This window comes from Streptomyces sp. NPDC085460, assembly GCF_044541975.1.
GTDB lineage: Bacteria > Actinomycetota > Actinomycetes > Streptomycetales > Streptomycetaceae > Streptomyces.
The window spans coordinates 67,297-85,624 of sequence record NZ_JBITTO010000006.1; the positions used below are offsets into that span (position 1 = coordinate 67,297).

Here is an 18,328-nt window from a genome sequence, read left to right on the forward strand (position 1 = left end):
GGTTCAGACTCCGAGCATTTCGGTCCACATCCCCGGGAAGTCCGGCAAGGTCTTGGCCGTCGTCGCCACGTCCTCGATCTCCACGCCCGGCACGGCGAGGCCGATGATCGCGCCCGCGGTCGCCATCCGGTGGTCGTGGTACGTGTGGAAGACGCCGCCGCGCAGCGGGCGCGGGTTGACGCGCAGCCCGTCCTCGGTCTCCGTGACGTCACCGCCGAGGCCGTTGATCTCCCGGGTGAGCGCCGCGAGCCGGTCGGTCTCGTGGAGCCGCAGGTGCGCCACCCCGCGCAGGGTGGAGGGCGAGTCGGCGAGGGCGGCGACCGCCGCGATGCCGGGGGTGAGCTCGCCGACCTCGCCCAGGTCCACGTCGATGCCGTGGATCCGGCCGGTGCCGGTGAAGGTGAGGCCGGCGTCGGTCAGCTCGCAGACTCCACCCATCTCGGTGAAGATCCGGCGGAGCTCGTCGCCGGGCTGGGTGGTGCGGGCCGGCCAGTCCGGCACGGTCACCCGGCCGCCGGTGACCAGCGCCGCCGCCAGGAACGGCTGCGCGTTCGACAGGTCCGGCTCGATGACCAGGTCCCGGCCGCGCAGCGCCGACGGGGTGACCCGCCACACGTCCGGCTCGCCGCCGTGCTCCGGCTCGTCGACCTTCGCGCCCACCGCGCGCAGCATGTCCACGGTCATCCGGATGTGCGGCATCGACGGCAGCCGGCCGCCGACGTGCCGGACCTCCACGCCCTGGTTGAAGCGGGGACCGGAGAGCAGCAGCGCGCTGACGAACTGGGAGGACGAGGAGGCGTCGATCTCGACGACCCCGCCGTCCAGACCGCCGGCGCCGTGCACGGTCATCGGGAGGGCGCCGCGGCCCTCGTCGTCGATCCGGGCGCCGAGCGCGCGCAGCGCGTCGATCACGCCGTGCAGCGGGCGCTCGTGGGAGCGGGGGTCGCCGTCGAAGCGGACCGGTCCTTCGGCGAGCGCGGCGACGGGCGGGAGGAAGCGCATGACGGTGCCGGCGTTGCCCACGTCGACGGCGGCGGGGCCGCGCAGCGGGGCGGGGATGATCCGCCACGCCTCGCCGGTCGCGTCGGCGCCCCCCGCGGCGGAGGAGCTGGACGACACCGTCTCGTCGATCTTCACTCCCAGGGTGCGCAGGCCCTCGGCCATCAGGAGGGTGTCGCGGGAGCGGAGCGGGCGGCGGACCCAGCCCGGCTCGGCGGCGAGCGCGGCCAGGACGAGGGCGCGGTTGGTGACCGACTTCGAGCCCGGCACGGTCACGGTCGCGTCGACGGGGCCGCTCGCGTACGGGGCGGGCCAGAGCTCCTGGCCGGCGGGGGCGGGGTGCGACGGATCGGGGTGCGCGGGGGAAGCTGCGGTCATGCCCTCACTGTACGGGGGTGTCAGTACCCCAGAAGCCAGGTGCCGCCGCCGATCAGGCAGGAGAGGGACACGGTGTGGAAGAAGGCCAGCCACACCCCGGCGGGCACGTGGGTGAGCCGGGAGAGCTGGTCCGCGTCCGAGTCGGGAGCGCCCCCGTGCCGGCGCTTCGACTGGAGCTCGAAGGGCGGTCGCACCCCGCCGAGGAGCAGGAACCACACCACCGCGTAGGCGAAGCCGGCCCGCACCTCGGCGGGGGCGAGCCAGGACACCAGGACGAAGAGCGTGCCGGTGAGGACGACGGAGAGGATCCCGTACGCGTTGCGGACCATCACCAGCATGGCGAGGAGCAGCGCGGTCGCCAGCCACAGCAGCACGGTGACGTGGCCGGCGCCGAGCAGCGCCGCCCCGCCGAGGCCCAGCAGCGGGGCCGCCGCGTACCCGGCGGCGAGCATGAGGACGACGCCGAGACCGGTCGGGCGGCCCCGGGTGACGGTGAGGCCGCTGGTGTCCGAGTGCAGCCGGATCGCCTGGAGACGGCGGCCGACGGCGAGCGCCACCAGGGCGTGGCCGCCCTCGTGGGTGATGGTGATCGCGTTCCGCGCGAGGAGCCAGAGACGGCGGGGCACGGTGACGGCGAGCGCGGCGACGCCGGTGGCGATCACCAGCCACTCGGCCGGCGGGGCCTGCGGGCTGAAGAGGTCCATCCTTCGGTCCGCTCCTCTCGGGCTCGGGGATCGTGGCAGTGTGGCACGTATGTGCGGACGTTATGCGGCGAGCCGGCGGCCCGAGGACCTCGTGGGCCTCTTCGGGATCGAGAAGTGGGAGCCGGAGGAGACCCTGGACCAGGACTGGAACGTGGCCCCCACCAAGGAGGTCTACGCGGTCCTCGAACGCCCTCTGAAAGACGCGGAGACGCGCCGGCCGGTTCGCCAGCTGCGCGCACTGAAGTGGGGACTGGTCCCGTCCTGGTCGAAGTCGCCGGAGGGCGCCGCCCGGATGATCAACGCCCGTGCCGAGACCGTGCACGAGAAGCCCTCCTTCAAGCGCGCGTTCCAGGCCCGCCGCTGCATCCTGCCCGCCGACGGTTATTACGAGTGGGTGACCGGCGCCGCCGAGCGCGACCTGGAGGTCGAGGGCAAGAAGAAGCGGCCCCGGAAGCAGCCGTACTTCGTCACCCCGGCGGACGGCTCGGTCTTCGCCATGGCCGGCCTCTACGAGTTCTGGCGCGACCCCACGCTGCCGCCCGAGCACCCGGGCGCCTGGTGGGCCACCTGCTCCGTGATCACCACCGAGGCGGAGACCGGGCCGCTCGGCGTCGCGCCCGCCGAGGGGCCCGGCTCGCTCGCCGAGATCCACCCCCGGATGCCGCTGATGCTCACCGAGGACCGCTGGGACGACTGGCTCGACCCGACCACCACCGGCCTCGACGAGCTGCGCGCCCTGCTCGCCCCGCCGCCGGGGGGCCTGATGCGGGCCTACCCGGTCTCCACCGCGGTCAGCAACGTCCGCAACAACGGCCCCGAACTCCTCGCGGAACTGGCGGGGCCGGAGGTCGGCACGCTGTTCTGAAGCGCTTCCTGCGGAGGGCGGGTTCGAACCCCGCCCGGCGCGGCCGGGTCCGTGACCGCCCGGCGCGGGCCGGGGCGGCAGGATGGGGACGTGACGAAGATCGAGACCGTTTCCACCGACGCCGGTGAGGCGCGCATCACCTGGCACACCGGCCCGAAGGCCCGCCGCGTCCTGGCCCTCGGCCACGGCGCCGGCGGCGGCATCGAGGCCCGCGACCTGGCCGCCCTCGCCGCCGCCCTGCCGGCCCGGGGCGTCACCGTCGCCCTGGTCGAGCAGCCCTGGCGGGTCGCGGGGAAGAAGGTCGCGCCCGCGCCGAAGACCCTCGACACCGGCTGGCGCGGCCTCTGGCCGGCCCTCGCCGCCCCCGGTCTCCCGGTCGTCGCGGGCGGTCGCAGCGCCGGCGCCCGGGTGGCCTGCAGGACCGGCGCGGAGCTCGGCGCCGTCGCCGTCCTCGCGCTGAGCTTCCCGCTCCACCCGCCGGGGAAGCCGGAGCGCTCCCGCGCCGGGGAACTCCTCTCCACCGAACTGCCCACCCTCGTCGTCCAGGGCGGCAACGACCCCTTCGGGAAGCCGGCCGAGTTCCCGCCCGGCGGCGGGTACGAGCTCGTCGAGGTCCCGTACGGCGACCACGGCTTCGCCGTCCCCAAGCGGGCGCCGATCGAACAGGACGAGGCCGTCGGACGGATCGTCGAGGGCGTCGCCGACTGGCTCGCGGCGCTGGGCTGAACACGGCCGGAGGCCCGGGAATGCGGCGGTCGCGGCCCGTGTTGTGGAGAGCGTCGGTGTGAGAACGAGAGAGGGAGTCCGTCGCATGGGTTCGACCATCTGCCCGGAGCGGGTCAGGTCCGCGGAGCTCGACTGGACCGTGCTGCCCGCCCCCAAGGCCGCGCCCCTTCGGGCGGCGGGCGGAGCCGTTCCTCGTCTATCCTCCGAGACGAGCGGGTCCGGCACCGGCCCCGTCACCACGCTGGAGGAGGTGGGTCCGGTCACTGGGACCGACACAGGGACCGACGACGGCCGCGAGGAGACGACCGAGGAGCGCAACGCGCGCTTCGAGCGGGACGCCCTCGGCTTCCTCGACCAGATGTACTCGGCCGCGCTGCGGATGACGCGCAACCCCGCGGACGCCGAGGACCTGGTGCAGGAGACCTACGCGAAGGCGTACGGCTCCTTCCACCAGTTCCGCGAGGGCACCAACCTCAAGGCGTGGCTGTACCGCATCCTCACCAACACCTTCATCAACTCGTACCGCAAGAAGCAGCGTGAGCCGCAGCGCAGCGCCGCCGAGGAGATCGAGGACTGGCAGCTCGCCCGCGCCGAGTCGCACATGTCCACCGGTCTGCGCTCCGCCGAGTCGCAGGCGCTCGACCACCTGCCCGACTCGGACGTGAAGGAAGCGCTCCAGGCGATCCCCGAGGAGTTCCGCATCGCGGTCTACCTCGCCGATGTCGAGGGCTTTGCGTACAAGGAGATCGCCGACATCATGGGGACCCCCATCGGTACGGTGATGTCCCGCCTGCACCGGGGCCGCCGCCAGCTCCGCGGCATGCTCGAGGACTACGCCCGCGAGCGTGGCCTCGTCCCCGCCGGCGCCGGAGAGTCGTCCAAGGATCTGAAAGGCGCGGACTCATGAGCTGCGGAGACCCGCACGAGACGGATTGCTCGGAAGTCCTGGATCATCTCTACGAGTTCCTCGACCGGGAGATGCCCGACGGCGAGTGCACCAAGTTCGAGGTGCACTTCGAGGAATGCTCCCCCTGCCTGGAGAAGTACGGCCTGGAGCAGGCGGTGAAGAAGCTCGTCAAGCGCTGCTGCGGCAGTGACGAGGTCCCCACCGACCTGCGGGCCAAGGTGATGGGCCGGATCGACCTGATCCGCGGCGGACACCTCGTACCCGAACAGGACATCGTCGCCCCGGAGTCCCCGGCGGAGTCCTCCGCCGCGCAGACCCCCGCCGCCGCCCAGGAGTGACCTCGCACGGATGTGCGGGGGGTCACCCGCGCATCCATCAGTTTGTATCACCCGATGGTAGGAATCGACGGCGGCCCGCCTTCCGCGGCCGCCGTCCTCGCTAGCGTGACCGCGTGACGGTCGTGAAGCCCCTCCCGCGAACGGCCCGCGCGTACATCGTCTGCGCCGCCCTCGGCGCCGGAGCGTGCGCCCTGCCCGCGCTCCTCCCCCCGTCGCCCACCCCCTGGGCGACGGCCGGACTCCTCGCCGCCCTGTACGCGCTCTGCGAGCTGCCCGCCCGCTGCCGCCTCCTCGGCCGCGCCCGCGGCGGCTCCGTCCCCATGGGCAGCGGCTCCTTCTTCCCCGTCCTCCTCACCGCCGCCCTCCTGCTGCCCCCGGCCGCCGCCGCGCTCACCGCCCTCCCCGGCGGCCTCCTCACCCGCGCCGACGAACCCCCCGCCGGCTGGCGCCGCGCCTGGCGCGCCGCCACCGCCGCCCTCGCCACCTGGGCCGCCGCCCACACCGCCGGCGCCCTCGGCGCCCGGACCGCCCTCGGCACCGGCACCGCCCTCGGCCGCCCCGACATGCCCTACGCGCTGCTCCCGGCCCTCGCGGCCGCCCTCGTCTTCTGCCTCACCCTCACCGCCCTCGACGGCGGCATCCGCGCCACCGCCGACGGCCTCCCGCTCCGCACCGCCTGGCGCGGACTCCTCGGCCGGGCCCTCGCCCCCCACCTCGTCCACGGCCTCGCCGGACTCATGATGGGCGTCCTCTGGCAAAGCCCCCACGGCCCCGCCGCCGCCCTCCTCGTCCTGCTGCCCATGTACCTCTCCTGCTGGGTCTTCGCCCAGTACCACCACGAGCGCGCCGCCCACCAGGCCACCATCCGCGCCCTCGTCCAGGCCGTCGACATCAAGGACAGCTACACCCGGGGCCACAGCGAACGCGTCGGCCACGCCTCCGTCCTGATCGCCCGTGAACTCGGCATGGACGGCGACCGGCTCGACACCGTCCGCTTCGCCGGCATCCTCCACGACGTCGGCAAGCTCGGCGTCCCCACCCGCGTCCTGCGCAAGGACGGACCGCTCACCGCCGAGGAACGCCGGATCATCGAACTCCACCCCGAGTACGGCCACGAGATCATCCGCGGCATCGGCTTCCTCGGCGACGCCCGCGACGCCGTCCTCCACCACCACGAACGGATCGACGGCAGCGGCTACCCCTACGGGCTGCGCGGCGAGGAGATCCCCGAATGCGCCCGCGTCGTCGCCGTCGCCGACGCCTTCGACGCCATGACCTCCACCCGCTCCTACAGCCGCGCCCGGCCCGTCGCCACCGCCCTCGCCGAACTGGAGCGCTGCGCCGGCAGCCACTTCGACCCCCGGATGGTCGCCGCCCTCGTCCGCGCCCTGGACACGGACGGCTGGCAGCCGGCCGTCACCGCCGACGAACCCGGCACACAGGTCCCCGCACCCCGCACCCCAGGACCCCTCGCCGCCAAGACCCAGGAGCCCGCATGAGACCGGGCGCGGCCACCGTCGGCACCGTCCACGCCGCCGCCCTCCTCCTCGGCCTGGCCGGCCTCGCCCACACCCTCTGGCACGGGATCGCCGAACCCCGCAACGCCCTCGCCTTCGGCGCCCTCGTCGCCCTCGGCGAGCTGGCCCGCCGGGGCGCCCGCCCGGAAGAGCGCGAACCCGCCCCGCTCGCCGCGGCCGCCGCACTCGCCTACGCCCTCCTCGGCGACGACGCCGGCGCCACCACCACCCACGGCGTCCTCCAGGTCGTCGCCGTCGCCTGCGCCGGCGGGCTCGCCGGGATCGTCCCCCACATCGCCCGCGGCCGGGGCCCCGACCCCGACCACCTCGCCCGCCGCGTCCTCACCGTCGGCTTCGCCGCCCTCTGCTTCCAGCCGCTCTACAACGCGGGCGCCGTCACCGACCGGCTCGGCCTCGGCGCCGCCCACGTCCTCTTCCTCCTGCTCGTCCTCGGCCTCACCGGCCTCTGCGACGCCGTCCTCGCCGCCCTGCTGCTCCGCGCCCGCACCGCGTACCCGTACGGCCCCCTCCTCCGCGACGAACTGCGCGCCCTCCCCGGCATCGGCTCCGCCGTCTGCGCCACCGGCGTCGTCATGGCCCTCGGCGTCGCCGCCGCCGGACTCTGGGCCCTGCCCCCGCTCGCCGTGCCGCTGCTCCTCACCCAGATCTCCTTCCGGCGGTACGCGGCCGTCCGCACCGTCAACCGGCAGACCATCGCGTCCCTCGCCCGGGCGACCGAGATCGCCGGCTGCACCCCGCCCGGCCACGCCCGCCGCGTCGCCGCCCTCTCCACCGCCGTCGGCCGCGAGCTCGGCCTCGGCGGCGCCGAGCTGACCGTCCTGGAGTACGCCGCCCTCATGCACGACATCGGACAGCTCTCCCTCGTGGACCCCGTCCCCGGCGGCGCCACCGCGCTCCTCCCCGCCGAGGACCAGCGCCGGATCGCCCTCCTCGGCGGCGAGGTGGTCCGGATGACCGGCGTCCCCGCCGCCGTCGCCCAGGTCGTCGAGCGGCAGGCCGACCCGTACCGCGAGCAGCCCCTGCCCGCCCGGATCGTCCGCGCCGTGAACGCCTACGACGACCTCGCCGGCCAGGGCGCGGCCGCCGCCCTGGAGGCCCTGGAGCTGCTGCGCCTCGGCACCGCCCGCGACTACCACCCCGAGGTCGTCGCCTGCCTCGCCAGGGTCCTGGCCCGCGGCACGACCCCTGGGGTGACCTCGGTCCCCACGGGGTAACCCATGGGTAATGAGCGCGCGTCCGACCCGGCATGGTTGGATGCGAACAAGAGGGTGAAGCGACCGGGCAGGCGGGAATCGTGAGGATCTTCGGGAAGGTACGGCATCGGCCCTCCGCCTCGTGGCGGCAGGCCACCGACCGCGCGTTCACGCTGATCGGCGACGGACGGTACGAGGACGCGGGCGCGCTGCTCACCCGGGCGGCCGATCTGGAGCCCTGGCTCTCCGAGTCCTGGTTCAACCTGGCGCTGCTCCACAAGTTCCGGCACGACTGGGAGCAGGCCCGCGCCGCCGGACTGCGGGCCGTGGCCCTGCTCGACAAGGAGACCGGCGCCCCCGACTGGTGGAACGTCGGCATCGCCGCCACCGCCCTCCAGGACTGGCCGCTGGCCCGCCGCGCCTGGCAGGCGTACGGACTGAAGGTCCCCGGCGCCTCCTCCGCCACCGGCGAGCCCGCCGGGATGCAGCTGGGCAGCGCCGCCGTCCGGCTCTCGCCCGAGGGCGAGGCCGAGGTGGTGTGGGGCCGCCGGCTCGACCCGGCCCGGATCGAGGTCCTCTCCATCCCGCTGCCGTCCTCCGGACGCCGCTGGGGCGAGGTCGTCCTCCACGACGGCGTCCCGAACGGCGAGCGGACCACCAGCGCGGGCCCCTCCTACCCGGTCTTCGACGAGATCGAGCTGTGGGCCCCGTCCCCCGTCCCCACCTGGGTCGTCCTCCTGGAGGCCGCCACCGAGGACGACCGGGACGCCTTGGAGGCGCTGGCCGCCGAGGCGGGCTTCGCCGCCGAGGACTGGTCCTCGTCGGTACGGCTCCTCTGCCGGGCCTGCTCGGAGTCCACCATGCCCAGCGCCGAGGGCGAGGGCGACCACGTCGACCCGCACGACCACAGCGAGCCCGGCCACCCCGGCCCGCTCGGCCACCGCTCGCCCGGCGAGCTGTGGGTCCCCGAGCGCGAGTGCGGCATCGCCGCCCCCGCCGACCTGGTCCGCGGCCTCCTCGACGGCTGGGTGGCCGACAGCCCCGACAGCCGGGAGTGGCGCGATCTCGAAGAGGTCTGCTGAGCCTTCCGCCCCGGCCCCGTAGGCTGTCCCCGACGGATTCGGGTTTTCAGGAAGGCGCGGCGGCACATGGCGCAGCAGGAGACGGGCGAGCAGATCTTCACGGGCTACGCCCTGGACGACGACGGCTACATCGTGGACACGGACAGGTGTGAGGAGCGCGAGCTCGCCCACCGCGAGCGGGGCACCTCCCGGCCCATCACGGTCGTCGGCAACCCGGTGCTGCACCACGAGTGCGAGGACGTCACCGAGTTCGGCCCCGAACTGGCCGCCCTGGTCGACGACATGTTCGCCAGCCAGAAGACGGCGGAGGGCGTCGGCCTCGCCGCCAACCAGATCGGCGTCGGCCTCAAGGTCTTCGTCTACGACTGCCCCGACGACGAGGGCGTCCGCCACACCGGCCACGTGATCAACCCGGTGCTCCAGGAGCTCCCGGCCGACCGCCGCCACCTCGACGACTCCAACGAGGGCTGCCTCTCGGTCCCCACCGCCTACGCCGCCCTGGCCCGCCCCGACTTCGCCGAGGTCCACGGCCAGGACCTCCTCGGCAACCCCATCAAGGTCCGCGGCACGGGCTACTTCGCCCGCGCCCTCCAGCACGAGACGGACCACCTCTACGGCTTCCTCTACATCGACAAGCTGTCCAAGCGCGACCGCAAGGACGCCCTGCGCCAGATGGAAGAGGGCACCCCCCGCTACCCGGTCGTCGCCAACGACTGACCGGCGGCAGCTACGCGAGAGGGCCCCGCACTCGTGGAGTGCGGGGCCCTCTCGCGTATCCGGAAGGACCGTCCCGGCGGACTAGAAGTCCTCGTCGAGGTCGACCGAGCCCTCGACCGCCACCTGGTAGGCGGAGGGGCGGCGCTCGAAGAAGTTGGTGAGCTCCTGGACGCCCTGGAGCTCCATGAAGGCGAAGGGGTTCTCGGAGCCGTACACCGGCGGGAAGCCGAGGCGGACCAGGCGCTGGTCGGCGACGCACTGGAGGTACTCGCGCATGGACTCGGTGTTCATGCCGGGCAGGCCGTCGCCGCAGAGGTCGCGGCCGAACTGGAGCTCGGCCTCGACGGCCTCCCTCAGCATGTCGGTGACCTGCTGCTGGAGGGCGTCGTCGAAGAGCTCCGGCTCCTCCTTGCGGACCGTGTCCACGACCTCGAAGGCGAAGTTCATGTGCATGGTCTCGTCGCGGAACACCCAGTTGGTGCCGGTCGCCAGGCCGTGCAGCAGGCCGCGGGAGCGGAACCAGTAGACGTACGCGAAGGCGCCGTAGAAGAACAGGCCCTCGATGCAGGCGGCGAAGCAGATCAGGTTGAGCAGGAAGCGGCGGCGGTCGGCGGCCGTCTCCAGCTGGTCGATCTTCTCGACCGAGTCCATCCACTTGAAGCAGAACTGCGCCTTCTCGCGGATGGAGGGGATGTTCTCGACGGCGTCGAAGGCCGCCGCGCGGTCGTCCGGGTCGGGCAGGTAGGTGTCCAGGAGGGTCAGGTAGAACTGGACGTGCACGGCCTCCTCGAAGAGCTGGCGCGAGAGGTAGAGCCGCGCCTCGGGGGAGTTGATGTGCTTGTACAGCGTCAGGACCAGGTTGTTCGCCACGATCGAGTCGCCCGTCGCGAAGAACGCGACGAGGCGGCCGATCATGTGCTGCTCGCCCGGGGTGAGCTTGGCGAGGTCGGCGACGTCCGAGTGGAGGTCGACCTCCTCGACGGTCCAGGTGTTCTTGATGGCGTCCCGGTAGCGCTCGTAGAAGTCGGGGTAGCGCATCGGGCGGAGGGTCAGCTCGAAGCCCGGGTCCAGGAGGTTCTTGTTCTCGGTGGTCATTACTGGCAGGCCTCGCAGGACTCGGGGTTCTCAAGGGAGCAGGCGACCGCGTCGGGGTCGGCGACCTGCTGGACGGGGATGGGGGCGGCGGCGGTCGCGGACGCCTGGGCGGCGCGGGCGATCCGGGTCGCCGGGCGGGAGCGCAGGTAGTACGTCGTCTTCAGGCCCCGCTTCCAGGCGTACGCGTACATCGACGACAGCTTGCCGATGGTCGGCGTCTCCATGAAGAGGTTCAGCGACTGCGACTGGTCCAGGAACGGGGTCCGGTCCGCCGCCATGTCGATGAGGCCGCGCTGCGGGATCTCCCAGGCCGTGCGGTACAGGTCGCGGACTTCGGCCGGGATCCAGGTGAAGCCGGCGACCGAGCCGTTGGCCTCGCGCAGCGCCTCGCGGGTCTGCGCGTCCCACACGCCGAGCGCCTTCAGCTCGTCGACGAGGTACGAGTTGACCTGGAGGAACTCGCCGGAGAGCGTCTCGCGCTTGAACAGGTTGGAGACCTGCGGCTCGATGCACTCGTAGACGCCGGCGATGGAGGCGATCGTCGCCGTCGGGGCGATGGCGAGCAGCAGGCTGTTGCGCATGCCGGTCGTCGCGATCCGCTCGCGCAGCGCGGCCCAGCGCTCGGGCCAGGTGAGCTCGACGCCGTAGTGGTCGGGGTGGAGCACGCCCTGGGCGGTACGGGTCTTCTCCCAGGCCGGCAGGGGGCCGTTGCGCTCGGCGAGGTCGGCGGACGCCTCGTACGCGGCGAGCATGATCCGCTCGGCGATCCGGGTGGACAGGGCGCGGGCCTCGGGGGAGTCGAAGGGCAGCCGCAGCTTGAAGAAGACGTCCTGGAGGCCCATCGCGCCCAGGCCGACCGGGCGCCAGCGGGCGTTGGAGTTCCCGGCCTGCTCGGTCGGGTAGAAGTTGATGTCGACGACCCGGTCGAGGAAGGTGACCGCGGTGCGGACGGTCTCGTCGAGCCGCTCCCAGTCGATGGTGCCGCCGGACACGAAGGCGCCGAGGTTGACCGAGCCGAGGTTGCAGACGGCCGTCTCGCCGTCGTTCGTGACCTCGATGATCTCGGTGCAGAGGTTGGAGGAGTGGACGACCGTGCCGGGCTCGGCGGTCTGGTTGGCCGTACGGTTCGAGGCGTCCTTGAAGGTCATCCAGCCGTTGCCGGTCTGGGCCAGGGTCCGCATCATCCGGCCGTACAGGTCGCGGGCCGGCATGGTCCGGCGGGCCAGGCCCTTCGCCTCGGCGGCGCGGTAGGCGGCGTCGAACTCCTCGCCCCACAGGTCGACGAGCTCGGGCACGTCGGCGGGGGAGAAGAGCGACCACTCGGCGTCCGCGTTCACCCGGCGCATGAACTCGTCCGGGATCCAGTGGGCGAGGTTCAGGTTGTGGGTGCGGCGGGCGTCCTCGCCGGTGTTGTCGCGGAGCTCCAGGAACTCCTCGATGTCCGCGTGCCAGGTCTCCAGGTAGACCGCGGCGGCGCCCTTGCGGCGGCCGCCCTGGTTGACCGCCGCCACGGAGGCGTCGAGCGTCTTCAGGAACGGCACGATGCCGTTGGAGTGCCCGTTGGTGCCCCGGATCAGGGAGCCGCGCGAGCGGATCCGGGAGTAGGACAGGCCGATGCCGCCGGCGTGCTTCGACAGGCGCGCGACCTGGTGGTAGCGGTCGTAGATCGAGTCCAGCTCGTCCTGCGGGGAGTCCAGGAGGTAGCAGGAGGACATCTGGGGGTGGCGGGTGCCGGAGTTGAAGAGCGTGGGGGAGGAGGGCAGGTAGTCGAGCCGGCTCATCAGCCGGTACAGCGCCGCCACCTCGTCCAGCGCGCGGAGCGAGTCGTCCTCGGCGAGGCCGGCCGCGACCCGGAGCATGAAGTGCTGCGGGGTCTCGATCACCTTGCGGGTGATCGGGTGGCGCAGCAGGTAGCGGGAGTAGAGCGTCCGCAGGCCGAAGTAGCCGAAGCGGTCGTCGCCGGCGAGGTCGATCAGCGCGTCCATGCGGTCCGCGTGCAGCGCGACGAAGGCGGCGGTGCGGTCGGCGATCAGGCCCTCGCGGTGACCGGTGGCGACGGAGGCGGAGAAGCAGACGGCGCCCTGCGTGGCCGCCTCCTCGGCGATGGTGAGGGTGAGCAGCCGGGCGGCGAGCCGGGAGTAGGCGGGGTCCTCGGAGATGAGTCCGGCGGCGGCCTCGGTGGCCAGTTCGCGCAGCTCCGCCTCGTCCGAACCGGCGTGCCGGCCGCGCAGCGCGGCGGCGGCGACCCGGCCGGGGTCGGTGTCGGTGAGGTCGGCGGTGAGGTCGGTCAGGGTCCGCAGCAGCACGGTCCCGGGGCCGTCACTCTCGATCGCGGCGGCCTCGGTGGCTGACGGACCCGCAGGCGCGATGGTCACGTGGGGGCTCTCCCTCGCTCGGCCCGGGGCCACGGCGGGGGAGGGGCGGACGGGCACCCGTACGCGCCCGTGTCCACCGGCCCATTCCGCGAGGCCCGGACGTCATCGGCACCCGGAACGGTCGTACCAGGTGCACTGCCGGCAGGTGTTCGGACTCGCTCCGTGGACAAGGGCACACGAAGTACACCGTTGCGGGACAGTTCCGGATTCGCACCGGATTCCCCTGCGACGACAGCGAGGACGAGCATACATGTGGGGGGCGCCGATCTCGGAACCCCCCACATGTTGTGTCGGTCCGTGGACTACAGCTCCAGGGCGTAGGTTCGCAGAGAGTGTTCGGGGATGGGCTGCCAGTCCCGTTCCGGCGTGCGGACGAAGCCCATCCGCTCGTATATCCGGTGGGCGGAGACCATCTTGGCGTCGGTGGAGAGGACGAGCCTGGCGCAGCCGGGCAGGGCCCGTGCCCGGTCCAGGCAGGCGCGGACGAGCGCCTCCCCGACGCCTCTGCCGCGGGCCGCCGGCGCGACGACGAGCATCCGGAACTCGGCCTCTCCGGGGACGGCGATGTCCGCCCAGGCGGTGCCGCCGGGGGCGAAGGTCACCCCGCCGATGATCCCGTCCTCGGCGTCGGCGGCGACCAGTACCTCGCTCTCGCGCGCCCGCCGGGCCGTGTCGCGGAGCACGTTCAGGTAGAAGTCGTCCTCGCCGTACAGCAGCAGCCCGTCGTTCAGATAGGTGAGTCCGGTGAGGTCACCGAGTTCCTCGTACTCCTCGGGCCGTACCGCCCTGATCGTGAAGTCCATGGGCCTCAGTCTGCCGCGCGGCCACGCGAGAGGGGCCCGGGTTTCTCCCCGGGCCCCTCTCGGTGTGCGTGTGGGCGGCTCAGTGGGTGGAGGCGCCGACCTTCGGGAGCTCCGTGCTGACCCCGGCGTCGCCGGCGTCGGCCGTGTAGTCCGACGGGGAGGTCTCGTCGACGCCCTCGGGCGCCTTGGCGGCCCGCAGGACGAAGGTGAGGACCACGGTGACGACGAGGTTGAGGACGAAGGCGGTGAGGCCGATGTAGCCGATCTCGCCGATGCCCGGGATCTCCGCCGAGGAACCGCCGAAGTGCTTCTGGGTCGGGCTGGCGACGCCGTACGCGGCGGCGGTGCCGTAGATCATGCCGACCGCCCAGCCGGCGATCAGGGCCCAGCGGTGGAACCAGCGGGTGAAGAGGCCGCCGACCAGGGCCGGGAAGGTCTGGAGGATCCAGATGCCGCCGAGCAGCTGGAAGTTGATCGCGACGGTCTTGTCCATGGTGAGGACGAAGGCGAGCGCGCCGACCTTGACCAGGAGCGAGACCAGCTTGGAGACCTTGGTCTCCTGTGCCGGGGTGGCGTCCTTCTTGATGAAGTCCTTGTAGATGTTGCGGGTGAAGAGGTTGGCCGCGGCGATCGACATGATCGCGGCGGGGACGAGCGCGCCGATGCCGATCGCGGCGAAGGCGACGCCCGCGAACCAGTCGGGGAACATGTCCTCGAAGAGCTGCGGGATGGCGAGCTGTCCGTTGGACACCTTCACCCCGGCGGCGATCGCCATGAAGCCGAGCAGCGCGAGCAGGCCCAGCATCAGCGAGTACAGCGGGAGGATCGTGGTGTTGCGGCGGATGACCTCACGGCTCTTGGAGGAGAGGGTCGCCGTGATCGAGTGCGGGTACATGAAGAGGGCGAGCGCCGAGCCGAGCGCGAGCGTCGCGTACGTCCACTGGCTCGCCTCGCCGGGCACCAGCGAGCCGCGCGGCTTCTCGGTCGCCGGGTTGATCGTCGCGTACGCCTCGCCGGCCTTGGCGAAGATCTCGTCGAAGCCGCCGAGCTTGATCGGGATGTAGATGATCGCCACCGCGATGACGATGTAGATCAGGGTGTCCTTGACGAAGGCGATGAGCGCCGGGGCGCGCAGGCCCGAGGAGTACGTGTACGCCGCGAGCACGCCGAAGGCGATGAGGATCGGCAGGTCCTTGATGAACCAGTGGGTGTCCTCGCCGCCGCCGACGCCCATCACGTCGAGGACGGCCTGGATGCCGACGAGCTGGAGCGCGATGTACGGCATGGTGGCGAGGATGCCGGTGACGGCGACGGCCAGGGACAGGCCCTTGGAGCCGAAGCGGCCGCGGACGAAGTCCGAGGTGGTCACGTATCCGTGCTTGTGCGAGACGGACCAGAGCCGGGGCAGGAAGGTGAAGATCAGCGGGTAGACCAGGATCGTGTACGGCACGGCGAAGAAGCCGGCCGCGCCCGCCGCGTAGATGGCCGCCGGGACGGCGACGAAGGTGTACGCGGTGTAGAGGTCGCCGCCGAGCAGGAACCAGGTGACCCAGGTGCCGAACGACCGGCCGCCCAGGCCCCATTCGTCGAGGCTGTTCTCGTTCTCCGCCCTGCGCCACTTGGAGGCGAGGAAGCCCATGACCGTGACGGCCAGGAAGAAGAAGATGAAGACGGCGAGTGCCACGCCGTTGACGCCGTCCTTCATCGCGCGTCACCTCCCTTGCGGGCGCGCTGGTCACGCTGCCACAGCTTGTACGCGATCATCGTGAGCGCGGTCGACACCAGCACCCAGAGCATCTGGTACCAGTAGAAGAACGGGATGCCGGCGAAGAGCGGTTCGACCTTCGCGTACGAGCTCACCCAGAGCATCGCCACGAACGGGGCCGTCAGGCACAGCGCTATGACGACCCTGATCGGTGTGATGACCGGTTGGTTCCCGGTTGTGGCTTCTGACATGGTGAAGTGGTCCCCTCGCTGATCACCGGCTGATGCCGAGGAAATGTAGGGGACCGTCCAGTCCATGGGAACCCTCGTCCGAATAACGGACGTGTATCGGGCGGGTCTCGGCGATGGGCGCACCGGCCCTGGAACAGAACTACCCCGACACATCACACGGATGCGCCGGGGTACGGGTTCAGATCGATTTTCAGCCGTTGGGCCGCTGGAGGCGGGCGACGAACTTGTAGCGGTCGCCGCGGTAGACGGAGCGCACCCATTCGACCGGTTCGCCCTGGGCGTCCAGGGAGTGGCGGGAGAGCATCAGCATCGGCAGTCCGACGTCGGTGCCGAGCAGTCCGGCCTCGCGGGGGGTGGCGAGCGAGGTCTCGATGGTCTCCTCGGCCTCGGCGAGGTGGACGTCGTAGACCTCGGCGAGGGCGGTGTAGAGCGAGGTGTACTTGACCAGCGAACGGCGCAGCGCGGGGAAGCGCTTGGCCGAAAGGTGCGTGGTCTCGATCGCCATCGGTTCGCCGTTGGCCAGCCGGAGGCGCTCGATGCGGAGCACCCGGCCGCCGGCCGTGATGTCGAGCAGCCCGGCGAGGGTGTCGTCGGCGGTCACGTACCCGATGTCGAGGAGCTGCGAGGTGGGTTCGAGGCCCTGGGCGCGCATGTCCTCGGTGTACGAGGTGAGTTGCAGGGACTGGGAGACCTTCGGCTTCGCCACGAAGGTGCCCTTGCCCTGGATGCGCTCCAGCCGGCCCTCGACGACCAGCTCCTGGAGGGCCTGGCGCACGGTGGTGCGCGAGGTGTCGAACTCGGCCGCGAGGGTCCGCTCCGGCGGCACGGGGGTGCCCGGCGGAAGGGTCTCCGTCATGTCGAGGAGGTGCCTTTTCAGCCGGTAGTACTTGGGCACGCGCGCGGTGCGGGTGGCCGCTCCGCCCTCTGTCTCCGTGCTGCCCGCCTCCGTGGCCATGGCCTGCCTTCCCGACTGTGCTGCTGCCGTCACCGGCTCCTCCGTCTGTCGCGGCTCACATGGTGGCACGGACCGGTCACGGGTCGTCGGCCTCCCTCAGGTGTCGGTCCGATAACGGACGCGACTGCCCTTCTTATACACCCTTGACACCCCTAAAGGTCTAGGCCAAGCTCCGGGTACTGGTCTAAACCATTAAAGACCAGGTCCCAGCCCCACGAGCACTACCTGACGTATGTCTTCGCGCGGTGGGCAGGGGTTGCAGGCATCCCTGAGGAGGGTGGCGTGAAGCGCAAGCTCATCGCGGCGATCGGCGTCGCGGGCATGATGGTCTCTATCGCTGCGTGTGGTTCCGACAGCGGTGACAAGAACAAGGACAAGGCCGAGGGCGGCAACAAGTCGCTCACCGTCTGGGTCATGGACGGTTCCGCTCCCAAGGAGTGGATCGACGGCGTCAACAAGGAGTTCGAGGCCGCCCACCCCGGCGTCAAGGTCAAGGTCGAGGTCCAGCAGTGGACCGACATCCAGACCAAGGTCACCACGGCCCTCTCCGAGGACACCCCGCCGGACGTCCTGGAGCTCGGCAACACCCAGACCACGGGTTACGCCGTCTCCGGCGGTCTCGCCGACCTCTCCGGCGACAAGGAGAAGCTCGGCTACAACAACTGGAGCAAGGGCATGCTGCCCTCGGCCGAGCTGGACGGCAAGCTCTACGCCGCTCCGTGGTGGGCCGCCAGCCGCGTCGTGATCTACGACAAGGCCGCCTTCAAGAAGGCCGGCGTCACCCCGCCGAAGACCCGTGACGAGTGGGTCGACGGCCTGAAGAAGCTCAAGACGGCCGACCCCAAGAGCCAGCCGATCTACCTGCCCGGCCAGAGCTGGTACGTCCTCGCCGGCTTCCTGTGGGACGAGGGCGGCGAGCTCGCGGTCAAGGACGGCGACAAGTGGAAGGGTGGCCTGGCCACCCCGCAGGCCGCCGCCGCCATGAACTTCTACAAGGAGCTGCAGTCCTTCTCGACCGCTCCGAAGGACAAGGACGAGGCCACCCCGCAGCAGTCCGTGGACATCGTCCCCAAGGGCGGCGTCTCCTCCTGGATCGGTCTCGGCTGGGAGGCCGGCGGCGCGATCGCCGCCATCGAGAAGGCCGGCAAGAAGGCCGACTTCGGCTACTTCCCGATCCCGGGCAAGACGGCCGACAAGCCGGGCTCCGTCTTCTTCGGCGGCTCGAACCTCGCCGTCGCCGAGCGCTCCCAGAACCAGGAGCTCGCGAAGGAGTGGCTGGCCTTCGTCACCAACAAGAAGCAGCTGGAGTCGTACGGCACCGCCAACAAGGGCGGCATCATCCCCGTCGACACCTCCGCGCAGGTCACCCCTGAGGCCGGCTCCTTCGCCGAGGCCATGGTGAAGGTCGCCGAGGTCGGTCGCATCACCCCGATCACGGGTGGCTGGGCCAACGTCGAGACCGAGCCCAACCCGATCAAGGGCTACATGACCAAGGTCCTGAAGGGCGAGGACCCGCAGAAGGCCGGCGAAGAGGCCGACAAGGTCATCGCCGAGCGCATCAACGAGAAGTAATCCCACCCCGGTGGCGTGGCCGGCTTCCCCCGGCCACGCCACCTGGGCGTTGCAGTGATTTGCGGCCCGCTCCCCCGGGCCGCGCCCCGGTGGGCGCGGGAGCCCCAGAACCGCGAGGAAGAAGA

General features: G+C 71.9%; 17 protein-coding genes and 1 riboswitch. Of the genes, 9 read left to right on the plus strand and 8 right to left on the minus strand.

The features are described from left to right. Positions 1–3: 3 nt before the first annotated feature. Entirely contained in the window at positions 4–1,377 is a 1,374-nt protein-coding gene (gene aroA / locus ACIGHB_RS16705; protein WP_399913739.1) for a 3-phosphoshikimate 1-carboxyvinyltransferase, read from the minus strand. A 20-nt stretch (positions 1,378–1,397) separates the two neighbouring features. Continuing rightward, positions 1,398–2,081, minus strand: coding sequence for a M50 family metallopeptidase (locus ACIGHB_RS16710; RefSeq protein WP_360318545.1), 684 nt, complete (start codon positions 2,079–2,081; stop codon positions 1,398–1,400). Between the two features lie 49 nt (positions 2,082–2,130). On the opposite strand from ACIGHB_RS16710, the gene ACIGHB_RS16715 reads away from it, so the two are divergent. The 8 genes from ACIGHB_RS16715 to def all read left to right on the plus strand — a co-directional run bounded on the left by ACIGHB_RS16715 (position 2,131) and on the right by def (position 9,447). Next, the gene (locus tag ACIGHB_RS16715) at positions 2,131–2,946 is read left to right on the plus strand and encodes an SOS response-associated peptidase (protein ID WP_399913743.1); all 816 of its coding nucleotides are present in this window, start codon (positions 2,131–2,133) and stop codon (positions 2,944–2,946) included. Positions 2,947–3,036: 90 nt separating this feature from the next. Then, the gene (locus tag ACIGHB_RS16720; protein ID WP_399913745.1) at positions 3,037–3,672 is read left to right on the plus strand and encodes an alpha/beta family hydrolase; all 636 of its coding nucleotides are present in this window, start codon (positions 3,037–3,039) and stop codon (positions 3,670–3,672) included. A 250-nt stretch (positions 3,673–3,922) separates the two neighbouring features. After that, positions 3,923–4,579, plus strand: a complete 657-nt coding sequence (locus ACIGHB_RS16725; protein ID WP_360318573.1) for a sigma-70 family RNA polymerase sigma factor — start codon at positions 3,923–3,925, stop codon at positions 4,577–4,579. Then, positions 4,576–4,917 carry a mycothiol system anti-sigma-R factor gene (gene rsrA / locus ACIGHB_RS16730; RefSeq protein WP_388871779.1) on the plus strand — a complete coding sequence of 114 codons (342 nt, stop codon included), beginning with the start codon at positions 4,576–4,578 and terminating at the stop codon, positions 4,915–4,917. Before ACIGHB_RS16725 ends, rsrA begins: the two co-directional genes overlap by 4 nt. Before the next feature lie 122 nt (positions 4,918–5,039). After that, positions 5,040–6,416 (plus strand): HD-GYP domain-containing protein, encoded by a 1,377-nt coding sequence (locus tag ACIGHB_RS16735; protein ID WP_399914331.1) that lies wholly within the window; start codon positions 5,040–5,042, stop codon positions 6,414–6,416. Further along, entirely contained in the window at positions 6,413–7,669 is a 1,257-nt protein-coding gene (locus tag ACIGHB_RS16740; RefSeq protein WP_399913749.1) for an HD-GYP domain-containing protein, read from the plus strand. Before ACIGHB_RS16735 ends, ACIGHB_RS16740 begins: the two co-directional genes overlap by 4 nt. Positions 7,670–7,749: 80 nt before the next feature. Then, entirely contained in the window at positions 7,750–8,730 is a 981-nt protein-coding gene (locus tag ACIGHB_RS16745; RefSeq protein ID WP_360318535.1) for a hypothetical protein, read from the plus strand. Positions 8,731–8,796: 66 nt separating this feature from the next. Then, positions 8,797–9,447: a peptide deformylase gene (gene def, locus ACIGHB_RS16750; protein ID WP_399913752.1), complete on the plus strand. Its 651-nt coding sequence runs from the start codon at positions 8,797–8,799 to the stop codon at positions 9,445–9,447. An 81-nt stretch (positions 9,448–9,528) separates the two neighbouring features. Here the strand turns inward: def and ACIGHB_RS16755 are convergent, their stop codons facing one another. The 6 genes from ACIGHB_RS16755 to ACIGHB_RS16780 all read right to left on the minus strand — a co-directional run bounded on the left by ACIGHB_RS16755 (position 9,529) and on the right by ACIGHB_RS16780 (position 16,631). Continuing rightward, positions 9,529–10,542, minus strand: coding sequence for a ribonucleotide-diphosphate reductase subunit beta (locus ACIGHB_RS16755; protein ID WP_360318530.1), 1,014 nt, complete (start codon positions 10,540–10,542; stop codon positions 9,529–9,531). Then, a complete protein-coding gene (locus ACIGHB_RS16760; protein WP_360318528.1) occupies positions 10,542–12,917 on the minus strand; it encodes a ribonucleoside-diphosphate reductase subunit alpha in 2,376 nt (791 codons plus the stop codon). The genes ACIGHB_RS16755 and ACIGHB_RS16760 overlap by 1 nt, the downstream gene beginning before the upstream one ends. A gap of 122 nt (positions 12,918–13,039) precedes the next feature. Beyond that, a riboswitch (cobalamin riboswitch) is annotated at positions 13,040–13,178 on the minus strand. 41 nt (positions 13,179–13,219) lie between these two features. Then, complete coding sequence (locus ACIGHB_RS16765; RefSeq protein ID WP_399913757.1) at positions 13,220–13,720, minus strand: GNAT family N-acetyltransferase; 501 nt, start codon at positions 13,718–13,720, stop codon at positions 13,220–13,222. A 79-nt stretch (positions 13,721–13,799) separates the two neighbouring features. Further along, entirely contained in the window at positions 13,800–15,425 is a 1,626-nt protein-coding gene (gene mctP, locus ACIGHB_RS16770) for a monocarboxylate uptake permease MctP (protein WP_360318524.1), read from the minus strand. Then, entirely contained in the window at positions 15,422–15,676 is a 255-nt protein-coding gene (locus ACIGHB_RS16775; RefSeq protein WP_360318522.1) for a DUF3311 domain-containing protein, read from the minus strand. The genes mctP and ACIGHB_RS16775 overlap by 4 nt, the downstream gene beginning before the upstream one ends. 190 nt (positions 15,677–15,866) lie before the next feature. Continuing rightward, positions 15,867–16,631 carry a GntR family transcriptional regulator gene (locus ACIGHB_RS16780; RefSeq protein WP_031013165.1) on the minus strand — a complete coding sequence of 255 codons (765 nt, stop codon included), beginning with the start codon at positions 16,629–16,631 and terminating at the stop codon, positions 15,867–15,869. Positions 16,632–16,913: 282 nt separating this feature from the next. Here ACIGHB_RS16780 and ACIGHB_RS16785 point away from each other — a divergent pair, with 282 nt between their 5' ends. Continuing rightward, positions 16,914–18,203, plus strand: coding sequence for an extracellular solute-binding protein (locus ACIGHB_RS16785; RefSeq protein WP_360318520.1), 1,290 nt, complete (start codon positions 16,914–16,916; stop codon positions 18,201–18,203). The last annotated feature ends 125 nt before the right edge of the window (positions 18,204–18,328 follow it).